Here is an 11,677-nt window from a genome sequence, read left to right on the forward strand (position 1 = left end):
GCAACAAGTAAAAAGAAGCAGGGCAATGATGTCGGTTAAATACCTATTTTTTTGCAATTGGCATGACACTTGCTATATAAAACACCAAGAAATCGTTTGGGAAAATGCTAACTAACACAAGGGGGTGGCAATAGAGCAGCTTGTATATCATCGAAACCCCAAGAATCAAGGTAAACAAAATGAAAAAAGAATTTTGGTCTTATTCGGTCTTATGCTGTAGTATTTTTCTGGGTCATTAGGTATTAACTAGGCACATGTACAACTTCAAAGTAAAGTAGGAGGGGCAATATGCGAGACAAAACTATGTTACGACGTATTACTGTTGCCAGTTTAATTGGGGCAACCATTGAATGGTACGATTTCTTTCTCTATGGTGTTGTGGCGGGTATCGTTTTCAATAAATTGTATTTTCCATCCGATGATCCCCTAATCTCTACTCTATTGGCTTATGCAACCTTTGCAGTTGGTTTTATTACTCGTCCTCTGGGCGGTATTATCTTTGGACACTTTGGGGACAAGATCGGACGTAAAAGTGTCTTGGTTACCACGTTAATGATTATGGGTATCTCCACCGTATTAATTGGTTTCGTCCCCACTTACAATCAAATTGGTGTGTGGGCCCCCATCTGTCTGCTGATGTTACGTATTTTCCAAGGGATCGGTTTAGGCGGTGAGTGGGGCGGTGCAATACTCATGACCTTTGAATCTGCACCGAAAGAAGAGCGTGGTTTTTATGCTAGTTTACCGCAGATAGGCTTGGCCATTGGTTTAACCCTTGCTTCCGGTGTGGTAGGGCTACTGTCTTTTCTCCTATCTGAGGCCCAGTTTATGGCCTGGGGCTGGCGTGTTGCATTTGTTCTCAGTATCTTCATGGTAGCGGTGGGCATGTACATTCGTTTGAATGTTATGGAGAGCCCAGAATTTCAAAAGGTTAAAGATAGCAAAAAAGAGGTCAAAATTCCCTTTATGGAACTGTGGCGTGGTTATACCGGCAATGTGTTGGCCGGGATGGGTGCCCGGTACGTTGATGGTGTTGTCTTTAATATCTTTGGTGTATTTTCCATTAACTACCTAACCTCAACCTTAGACATTGACCGTACTGAGGCCTTGATGGGGGTTATGGTGGCTGCTTTAGTAATGTGTTTTACCATACCTTATTTTGGTCGCCTGTCGGATCGTGTTGGTAGAGCAAAGCTGTATCTATACGGTAGTTTAATTACTGGTTTCTCGGCTTTCCCGGCCTTTTGGTTAATGACAAACAGCGGTGGTAGCACATTTTTGATCTGGATTTCGATCATCATTCCCTTTGGGATTTTCTACGCTTCGGTATATGGTCCGGAGGCTGCATTGTTTGCCGATTTGTTCGATGCCCGGATTCGCTACACAGGAATTTCTTTTGTGTATCAATTCTCGGGAATTTTTGCCAGTGGTCTGACACCGATTATTGCAACTGCCTTACTCAAAGTAGGCAATGGCAGCTATGTCGGGGTATGCGCCTATGTAGCCTTCTCCGGTGTCATTAGTGCACTTTCCGCTGCCTGGCTGCGTCGTCGTCAAGCAGAGCAAGCCCAGATGACCTCGGAGCAAAATGCTAAGATAGCATAAAAAATTATTATATTCTAAGGAATCAGAAAAAGGAGGAATCTTTTTATGACTACTTGTTGTGTACTAAGCCCCCATGAACAAAGAATTCAGGAAGAAATGCTGGGTAAAGACGATTTTAAAAAGGGTAGAGAAAGAATCTATAAGATCCTGGAAAGTTTCCATACCCAACGCCCCATCATTGATGTAGAGAGAGCCAAGTACTTCACCGAGTCCATGAAACAAACGGAAGGCGAGCCCTTAGTATTAAGATGGTCCAAGGCTCTGCTGCACATTGCCCAAAACATGACTGTTTACATTGATGATAACAATTTGCTGGTAGGTAGAGGTGGTCAGCCCGGTAGATATGGTATGCTGTTCCCTGAATTAGACGGCGATTTTCTGGATGTTGCCATCGAACAACTACCCAGCCGTGTGGAATCTCCCTTTAACATCAGCCAAGCGGATGCTGATATCGTCATTAATGAAATTGCCCCTTACTGGAAGGGTAAAACCTTTCATGAAAAACTAGCAGAAGCTCTGCCGGCAGATACCCTGAAGATGACCTATGATCCCAAGGATCCCTTGAAATCCAGATTTATCGTTAACGAAACGGCCTCTTTCCGTTCCTCCATCCAATGGGTACACGATTATGAAAGAGTTCTCAAAAGAGGTTTTAAAGGTATTAAAGAAGAGGCCCAGGCTAAACTGGCTGCCCTTGACTCCAATAGCCCGGTAGCTAACATGGAGAAGGCACCCTACCTGCAAGCGGTAATTACTGTATGTGATGCCATTGTGCTTTGGGCCAACAGACATGCCAAACTAGCTGCCGAATTGGCTGCTACAGAAGCAGATGCTGTTAGAAAGCAAGAATTACTAGAGATTTCCGAGATTTGCCAGTGGGTACCGGAAAATCCTGCTCGTAACTTCCGTGAAGCCGTACAATCCCAATGGTTTACTCAAATGTTCTCCAGAATAGAACAAAAGACCGGTACCATTATTTCCAACGGTCGTATGGATCAGTATTTCTATCCCTTCTATAAGAAGGATATTGAAGAAGGCCGCCTCACCGAGGAAAAGGCTGTTGAGTTGCTGGAGTGCATGTGGGTAGCCATGGCCCAGTTCATCGACCTCTATGTATCTCCCACCGGTGGTGCCTTTAATGAAGGGTATGCCCACTGGGAAGCTGTAACCATCGGCGGACAGACTCCCGATGGACGTGACGCCACCAATGAATTAAGCTACTTGTTCTTAAAATCCAAGCAGGAGTTCCCCTTGAATTATCCTGACCTGGCTGCTCGGATTCATGCCCGTTCCCCTGAGCGTTACATGCATGAAGTTGCCCTAACCATTAAAGAAGGTTCTGGTTTCCCCAAATTAATCAACGACGAAGAAGTGATTCCCTTGCTGCTTTCCAAGGGTGCTGCTTTCGAAGAAGCCTATGATTATGCAGTATCTGGTTGCTCTGAGGCCAGAATGCCTAACAGAGATACCTTTACCAGCGGTTGCGCCTATGTCAACTTTGCTTCCGCAGTGGAAATGGTGCTGCACAATGGCAAAACCTTGCTCACCGGCGACGAAGTAATTGGTCTGGAAACCGGCGACCCTAGAAATTTCCAAACATGGGAAGAGTTTTGGCAGGCTTACACCGCCCAAACCACCAACTTCTTAAAGCATGCTTTCATCCAAATGCACGTGATTATCAACCTGCGTCCCAAGCATTTTGCTACACCGCTGGGTTCCTCCATGCATGACCTGTGTATGGAACATTGCTTAGACCTGCATACCCCTGTAATTGCTGGTGGTATTGATATGGGTTACTTTGAGCTAATGGGTTATGGTACCGTAGTAGACTCGTTAGTGGCGATTAAAAAGCTGGTCTTTGAAGAGAAGAAATTAACCATGGCTGAAATTATTGAAGCCCTAAAGTGTAACTTCGAAGGCAAAGAAGCCATCAGACAAATGCTGATCAACGCTCCCAAGTATGGTAACAATGATTGCTATGTAGATGCCATTGCCAGAGATGTTGACCAGCAGGCCTTGGAATTTACCCGGAAGTACTCTAAGGAATTGGGCGTGCACCTTGACCTGAGATTGGTGCCCTTTACTTCCCACGTTCCCTTTGGTAAAGTAGTTAGTGCTACTCCCAACGGCAGAAAGGCCTACACACCTCTGGCAGACGGTTCCTCCGCCTCCCACGGTGCAGACGTTAATGGACCCACTGCAGTTCTGTTATCTAACTTCAATTCCAAAAACTATAACTATCGGGAACGGGCTTCCAGACTGTTGAACATTAAGTTCACTCCTTCCTGCGTAGCCGGTGAAGAAGGTACCCAGAAACTTGCTTCCTTTATTAGAACTTGGTGTGACTTGAAACTATGGCATTTGCAGTTTAATATTGTGAATAAAGAAACCTTGTTGAAGGCCAAGAAAGATCCCGATAAGTACCGTGGCCTCATTGTCAGGGTTGCTGGTTACAGTGCCTACTTCTGCGATCTGTCTCCGGATCTCCAGGATGATATCATTGCCAGAACCGAGCACGACACCATCTAGTTAAATAACAAGATTCTAACTGTAAGTCCTGTTTTTTAAGCAGGACTTACAGCCATATTTCAATCAGGAGGCACTATATGATTGAAGCGACGAATGGTATCAATAAAAAAAATGGGATTATCTTTAATATTCAGCGCTACTCGGTGCACGATGGACCAGGCATAAGAAGCATTGTTTTTTTGAAGGGCTGTCCTTTAACCTGCCAGTGGTGTGCCAATCCCGAATCCCAACATAGGCAGCCTGAATTGGCTTATAATGATTATAAATGTATCGGTACGTCAGAATGCCAGTACTGTCTTACAATATGTCCAGCAGGGGCTATTCAGAAAAACCAAGACAAAATTCGAATTGACAGGAAGTTATGCACCAACTGTGATTTGTGTGCAGATAGCTGCCCCTCGAAAGCACTGAATATGTATGGCAAAAGCATGAGTGTCAATGAAGTTTTGGACACGGTGGAGCAAGACAGCATCTTTTACTCTCGATCCGGCGGCGGCATGACCTTAAGTGGTGGGGAACCCCTTTTGCAGGCGGATTTTGCCACTGAGCTTCTCAAGGAAGCAAAGCGCAGAAGAATTAACACCACTATTGAAACCTGTGGTTACGCCGACTGGGAGAAGGTTGAGCAGGTATGTCAGTATGTAGACAATATTTTATTTGATATTAAGAGCATGAATTCTAATAAGCACAAGGAATTCACCGGTGTTCCCAACGAGAAGATTCTGGATAATTTCCAGAGACTTTGCAACCGCTTCCCCAATACGCCAATTACAGTCAGGACTCCAGTTATTCCAGGTTTTAATGATACTGAACAGGATATAGTAGCCATCCTAAATTTTATTAAAGGGATACCGCAGGTTCGTTACGAATTATTAGGATATCACCGTTTGGGAGAACCTAAATATATTTATCTTGGCAAGGACTATCTTCTGAGTGGGGTTAAACCAATGGCGGAAGATCGTCTGGCAGTTTTGAAGAAACTGGTTCAAGAGCATTTAGGTGACAAACACTAAGGAGGCTCAATAATTAATGTTCAAAGTTTTATTTCACGTATCTGATAACGAAACCTGGCCCAAAGCCGTACTAAACGTCCAAAATTTCCTCAAGGATGTGGGGAAGGATGGGGCAGAAATTGAAGTGGTAGCCAATGCTGCGGCAGTGGTCACCTATTATAATCAAGAAAAGGCTGACCTGCTAGATCAAATGAAGCAGCTTTCAGAAACAGGAGTGAAATTTATTGCCTGTAGAAATGCCCTGAATGCCCACCAGTTAGATGAAAATTCCATACCCGGCTTTGTAAAGGTGGTTCCCGGGGGGATCACAGAAATTGTCGCTAAACAAGCCGCAGGGTTTTTGTATATTAAACCTTAGAGCATGATCTTATAGGAATAAAATACAGTCCTTCTATCCGTTATAGGATACCCTATGTCCTATAACGGATAATTTTTATCAAACGCCCCCTCGGTGGTGGGTTCAATTCCCGATTGAGGGGGCGTTTGATAAAACGCTCGCGGCGCGATGCACACAAAATGCGCAATGTAGGCGCTAAAGCGCCCGCATTTTGGTGCACAATTCGCGCAAGCGCTCATTGAAACTAAAGATGGTGATGACAAAATGTATGAATGGATTCTTGCCGGACTAATCGTGTTTGTTGCTTCTATGTCCCAAGCAGCCATTGGTTTTGGTTTTGCTGTGGTGGCGACACCTTTTTTGCTGTTAGTTTTCAATTCCCGAGATGTCATTCAGATGAGTATCATGCTGTCCTTTCTGATAGCCGTCATTTTGACACCAAAGATTAAAGACGAGATTAACGATGATATGCTAAAAAGGCTGATTATTGGTAGCCTACTAGGGATTCCGGTGGGCTTATTCTTTTTTGCCTATGTAAGTTTAAGTGTTTTAAAATTAACTGTCAGTATTGTTATTCTGGCCCTCACCTTTTTTCTGATCTCTAGGTGGTACACAGCGAAGGGAGATTCTTTTGCGGTAGGAGAGGAGCCGGCACCCTTTAGTTCGTCTTTTAAAAAATGGTTGCAGGAGCCAGAGCAACGGAATGAGATTTTAGTTGGTTTATGCGCCGGTACTCTAACCACCAGTGTTGGTATGCCCGGCGTACCCCTGGCGTTGTATTTTGCTATGAATAATACCCCGAAAGGTACAGTAAGAAGCACAACCCTGGCGTTTTTTATTTTTGTTTACATTCTCAGTATGGTTATCCAAGCTCTAACGGTGAAGATTAGTTGGCCAGTGGTGATTGCTTCCAGCTATCTTATTCCGGCAGCGATTGCAGGCGTTTATTTGGGGCATATTTTATTTGATAAAATCGATCAAAAAATGTTTCAGATTATAACTAATGGTATTCTTGTTATTACAGGATTTTACATGTTACTGAAAAGCTTTTAACCGGCTAAAAAGGATAATATTTAGGATACCTTTCGGGAAACAATAAAGACATACTTTTCTCGGAGGTGTACCTATGACTCTTCATAATAAAAGGCATACATTACAATCTGGCGTAATGCACCAACAAGCAGTGACCAATCAAGGGGAACTGGTGAACGGTTCTACAGAAGCCGAGACCAGTCAAAAAGAAATGGCTCCCCGGGGGCACCAGATTAGACACAATCCTATGAAAACTGCTCCCAATACACTGACCAATAAAAACGATGATGATATTGGCATGGGGGAGAAAGGGTAGTAATTGTATAAAAAGGGGAAACTTCTCGTAGATGAGGGGTTTCCCCTTCTTAGTTTGGATAGTTGGCAAGAAATATAAAAAATGTTCAATTTAACATAATGTTAGCAGGAATTTGTTTAAAGCAACAGAATATAATGTTCATATGAACAATAAACAAAATTATTTGAATACGAGTGGGGCTAACAACAATGAGAAAAACAAAAATTGTCTGTACCATTGGACCGGCCAGTGAGCATCCTGAACAAGTAAGAAGACTCCTAGAAGCCGGGATGGATGTAGCAAGACTCAATTTTTCCCACGGTAGCCATGAAGAACACGGACGGCGCATTGCGGTGCTAAGGGATGAAGCTGCGAAAATAGGAAGACATTTAGCCATTGTCCTGGATACTAAGGGACCGGAAATTCGAACCATGAAGGTTCCTGAACAAGGCGCTGCGTTGGCCCAGGGGGACACCTTTGTGTTAGATACCAATCCCGAGCTTGGCTCCCAAGAACGGGTGGGCATCACCTACCCCAATCTGTGGCAAGAGGTTAGCCCTGGGGGACATATCTTAATCGATGATGGTCAAATGGATCTGGAAATCACGGCAGTGGAAAAAGAAAAGATCACGACAGTAGTTTGTAACGGTGGTCTTTTAAAATCTCAAAAAGGGGTCAATGTTCCCGGTGTGTCCATCCAGCTGCCCGCTGTCACTGAAAAAGACATTGCTGATATCAAGTTTGGCATCGTCCAAGGGGTGGATTTTATTGCTGCCTCCTTTACCCGTAAGGCCGCGGATGTTTTGGCGGTGCGCAAGATCGTTGAAGAAGCCGGTGCCGATATCCATATTATCGCTAAAATAGAGAACCAGGAGGGTCTGGAAAACCTTGATGCCATCCTGCAGGTGACAGATGGCCTAATGGTTGCCCGGGGAGATCTTGGGGTAGAGATTCCTGCCGAAGAAGTACCGATTTCCCAAAAAGAGATGATTAACAAATGTAATCTTCTGGGCAAGCCGGTGATTGTTGCCACGCAAATGCTAGACTCCATGATTCGTCAGCCTCGCCCCACCCGGGCAGAGGCAAGTGATGTAGCCAATGCCATCATAGATGGAGCGGATGCCATTATGCTCTCCGGTGAAACCGCCGCCGGTCAGTATCCGGTGGAGGCGGTAAAAATGATGGATAAAATCGCCAGGCGTACAGAAACTATAGTAGCAGACAAAACGAAAGAACGACATCCACAGCTTAATGCAGCAGAGGCTATCAGCCATGCCAGTTGTACCATTGCGGAGGATCTTTTTGCAGCGGCTATTTTAACGCCCACCCACTCCGGTTTAACGGCCCGGATGATTTCTAAATACCGCCCCCATTGCCCCATTGTGGCAGCAACTCCCTATGTTGGGGCGGCACGTAAGCTAGCTCTGCAATGGGGGGTGCAGCCTTTGCTCGTGTCCGAAAGCACGGGCACGGATCAAGTGATGTCGGTGGCTGTTACAGCCGCGTTGCAGCATAACCTGATTAAAACCGGTGATGCCGTGGTCATTACCGCTGGCGTTCCGGCGGGTCAGGTGGGTACCACCAACATGGTCAAGGTGCAAATTGTGGGCAATATCATTACTAAAGGGAGTGGAATTGGTCGTAAATCTTATACTGGAACAGCCCGGGTCATTACTTCCCCGGATAGAGATGCTTTCAACCAGGGAGATGTTTTAGTAGCCAGTGCCATTGATGCGGATTTTATGCCACTGGTTGCACAGGCCGGGGCATTGATTGTGGAAGAGGGTGGGTTAACCTCATCTGCCGCCATAGCCGCCTTGCATTACGGCATTCCAGCCATTGTGGGAGCCCAGGAAGCAATTAAAAATATTCCCCAGGGACAGACGATCACGGTAGATGCTTATGCTGGGATCGTTTATGAGGGAACTGTGACTATTTTTTAAGATATCTTTACGGGTACTAGGAGGATAACCATGAGCGCTGATCGTCAAGAAAAAATACATTCATTATTACAGGAATACGGTCATCTCACGGTTGCCGAGTTGGCCCAGCGTTTTGACGTATCTGAAATGACAATTCGCCGTGATTTAAAGTCCTTGGCTGCTTTGGGGTTGGTGCAGCGTGAGCACGGGCGGGCACTTTACCCCCAAACCTCTTCTTCGGAGGCGCGCTTTTTATCCCGCTTGGGGGAGGCAGAACGTGAAAAAACAGCCATTGGCCGCGTAGCGGCTGAACTTATCGGCGAAGGTGAAACCGTTATCCTGGATGCTGGAACCACCGCCTTAGCGGTAGCTCAGGCCATCAACAAACCCTGTGTGGTCATCACCAACTCGCTACCCATAGCATCGGTGCTGGCCACCGGAGAAGAAGGGATGACCGTTTTGGTGACCGGGGGAGAAGTTCGTGGGGCCACCCAGGCCCTCGTGGGTCCTCTGGCCAGAGCCAGCTTTACAGGCTTCAACGCTGACAAAGTATTTCTGGCTGCCACAGGGGCTAGTCTTGAACGAGGCTTGTCTACCAACAACATGCTGGAGTCAGAAGTAAAGCAGGCTATGTTATTGGCTGCCCGGCAGGTGATTCTGGTGGCCCACAGTGAAAAGTTTCACCAAGTGTATTATCATACCTTTGCTCACTGGGATAAAGTGCATACCGTGGTTACGGATGCTGGTTTGCCGGAGGAGGAACGCCGAGAGCTTGAGAAATTAGGGGTCAAAGTACTAATCGCCTCTATATAATACTGTTGTCAGTAAAGACCCCTTTATAACATAGAGTATTTAATCAATTAATTAAGGAGGAATATCGGATGACAAGAATTGCGATCAATGGTTTTGGGCGTATTGGTAGAAATGTATTGCGGGCTATGCTTAAAAAGGGTTTGCTTACAGTCGGTTCTCCCATAGAAATTGTTGCGGTAAATGACTTAACAGATCCCCAGACTCTGGCGCATTTGCTGAAATACGATTCTGTACATGGTGAGGTAGCAGCGGAGATTGCTTGCACCGAAAATACCATTCTGGTTAATGATGTAGAAGTCAAAGTGTTCGCAGAAACAGATCCTGCTAAACTGCCCTGGGGTCAACTGGGAGTGGATATTGTTATTGAATCCACCGGGCGGTTTAACAAAGGACCGGATGCTGCTAAGCATATCGAGGCCGGTGCTAAAAAAGTAATTATTTCTGCTCCGGCGAAAGAAGTTGATGCCACCATCGTGATGGGTGTTAACGATCATACTTACGATCCAACTAGTCATCAGGTTATTTCCAATGCATCTTGCACGACCAACTGCCTAGCTCCCTTTGCTAAGGTGTTACATGAAAAATTCGGTATTGTCAAAGGTCTGATGACTACCGTTCACTCCTATACCAATGATCAAAGGATCTTAGATTTACCCCACAAGGATCTGCGTCGGGCCCGGGCTGCCGGACAATCCATTATTCCTACCACCACCGGTGCTGCTAAGGCGGTAGCTCTGGTGCTACCGGAGTTAAAGGGTAAACTGAATGGCTTTGCTATGCGGGTTCCGACCCCTAACGTTTCTGTCGTGGATTTGGTTGTTGAGGTAGCCAAACCTACCACGGCGGAAGAAGTTAATACTGCCTTACAGGAAGCAGCAGAAGGCTCCCTCAAGGGTGTTATGGCCTTTAGTATGTTACCCCTGGTGTCCAAAGACTTCAATGGCAATCCTAACTCCTCCATCGTTGACGGCTTGTCCACGATGGTGATTGAGGGGAATATGGTCAAAGTGGTTTCCTGGTACGACAATGAATGGGGTTATTCCAACCGGGTAGTAGATCTGGCTCAGATGCTAGTTGCAAAGGGCTTATAGGAGGAATGAAAGTGACCATCATTAGCGATATTTTTGCCCGGGAAATACTGGACTCACGTGGCAATCCTACCCTGGAAGCCGAAGTTTGGCTGGAAGACGGTACCGTCGGCAGAGCCGCTGTACCCTCCGGAGCCTCCACCGGTGCCTACGAAGCCGTAGAACTGCGGGATGGCGACAAAGGCCGCTACCTGGGTAAAGGCGTTATCCAAGCCGTGGAAAACGTTAACGAAATCATCAGCCCGGAACTCATTGGCATGGACGCTACCGACCAAATTGGCATTGACCAACTCATGATAGAACTAGACGGCACTCCGAACAAAGGAAAACTGGGCGCTAATGCCATCCTGGGAGTCTCCCTGGCCGTAGCCAAAGCGGCTGCCAACTACCTTGGACTGCCCCTCTACCAATACATCGGCGGAGTCAACGCCAAAGAACTGCCGGTACCGATGATGAACATCCTCAACGGCGGAGCCCATGCCGACAACAACGTGGACATCCAAGAATTCATGGTGCTGCCGGTAGGGGCAGACAGCTTCTCCGAAGGCCTACGGATGGGAGCAGAAATCTTCCACAACCTCAAAACAGTCCTCAAAGCCAGAGGCCTGAACACCGCCGTAGGCGATGAAGGAGGCTTTGCGCCTAACCTTAAAAGCAACGAAGAAGCCCTGGCAGTCATTATCGAAGCCATCGAAAAAGCTGGCTACCAGCCGGGCCAAGACGTCCTCCTGGGCCTGGACGTAGCGGCCACCGAAATGTACAAAGACGGCAAATACGAACTGACCGGAGAAGGAGTCACCTACACCTCCGAAGAAATGATCCAATTCTATCAAAAACTGGTAGACAAATACCCCATCATCACCATCGAAGACGGCCTCTCCGAAGACGACTGGGAAGGCTGGGCCAAACTAACAGAAACCCTAGGCAAAAAAATCCAACTGGTGGGGGACGACCTTTTTGTCACCAACACCGAGCGACTCTCCCAGGGTATCAAAAAAAGAGTGGGCAACTCCATCCTCATCAAAGTAAACCAAATTGGCAGC

10 protein-coding genes are annotated in these 11,677 nt (G+C 46.4%); all 10 read left to right on the plus strand.

The annotated features are described in order from the left end of the window. Positions 1–288 precede the first annotated feature (288 nt). Positions 289–1,605, plus strand: a complete 1,317-nt coding sequence (locus BUA78_RS07755; RefSeq protein ID WP_072912823.1) for an MFS transporter — start codon at positions 289–291, stop codon at positions 1,603–1,605. A 45-nt stretch (positions 1,606–1,650) separates the two neighbouring features. After that, on the plus strand, positions 1,651–4,134 hold the full coding sequence (hpsG, locus tag BUA78_RS07760; protein ID WP_072912824.1) for a (2S)-3-sulfopropanediol dehydratase: 2,484 nt from the start codon (positions 1,651–1,653) through the stop codon (positions 4,132–4,134). A gap of 77 nt (positions 4,135–4,211) precedes the next feature. Beyond that, on the plus strand, positions 4,212–5,147 hold the full coding sequence (hpsH, locus tag BUA78_RS07765) for a (2S)-3-sulfopropanediol dehydratase activating enzyme (protein ID WP_072912827.1): 936 nt from the start codon (positions 4,212–4,214) through the stop codon (positions 5,145–5,147). A 16-nt stretch (positions 5,148–5,163) separates the two neighbouring features. Continuing rightward, a complete protein-coding gene (locus tag BUA78_RS07770; protein WP_072912829.1) occupies positions 5,164–5,505 on the plus strand; it encodes a DsrE family protein in 342 nt (113 codons plus the stop codon). 243 nt (positions 5,506–5,748) lie between these two features. Then, positions 5,749–6,537 (plus strand): sulfite exporter TauE/SafE family protein, encoded by a 789-nt coding sequence (locus BUA78_RS07775; protein WP_072912831.1) that lies wholly within the window; start codon positions 5,749–5,751, stop codon positions 6,535–6,537. 73 nt (positions 6,538–6,610) lie between these two features. After that, positions 6,611–6,832 (plus strand): hypothetical protein, encoded by a 222-nt coding sequence (locus tag BUA78_RS07780; protein WP_072912833.1) that lies wholly within the window; start codon positions 6,611–6,613, stop codon positions 6,830–6,832. Positions 6,833–7,020: 188 nt separating this feature from the next. Then, entirely contained in the window at positions 7,021–8,754 is a 1,734-nt protein-coding gene (pyk, locus tag BUA78_RS07785) for a pyruvate kinase (protein WP_072912835.1), read from the plus strand. Positions 8,755–8,784: 30 nt separating this feature from the next. Beyond that, positions 8,785–9,546 (plus strand): DeoR/GlpR family DNA-binding transcription regulator, encoded by a 762-nt coding sequence (locus tag BUA78_RS07790; protein ID WP_072912837.1) that lies wholly within the window; start codon positions 8,785–8,787, stop codon positions 9,544–9,546. 68 nt (positions 9,547–9,614) lie between these two features. After that, on the plus strand, positions 9,615–10,637 hold the full coding sequence (gene gap, locus BUA78_RS07795) for a type I glyceraldehyde-3-phosphate dehydrogenase (RefSeq protein WP_072912840.1): 1,023 nt from the start codon (positions 9,615–9,617) through the stop codon (positions 10,635–10,637). Positions 10,638–10,648: 11 nt separating this feature from the next. Further along, positions 10,649–11,677: phosphopyruvate hydratase (gene eno, locus BUA78_RS07800; RefSeq protein ID WP_072912842.1), on the plus strand; the 1,029-nt coding region annotated here is incomplete at its 3' end.

The organism is Desulforamulus aeronauticus DSM 10349, from assembly GCF_900142375.1.
GTDB classification, from domain to species: Bacteria; Bacillota; Desulfotomaculia; order Desulfotomaculales; family Desulfotomaculaceae; genus Desulfotomaculum; species Desulfotomaculum aeronauticum.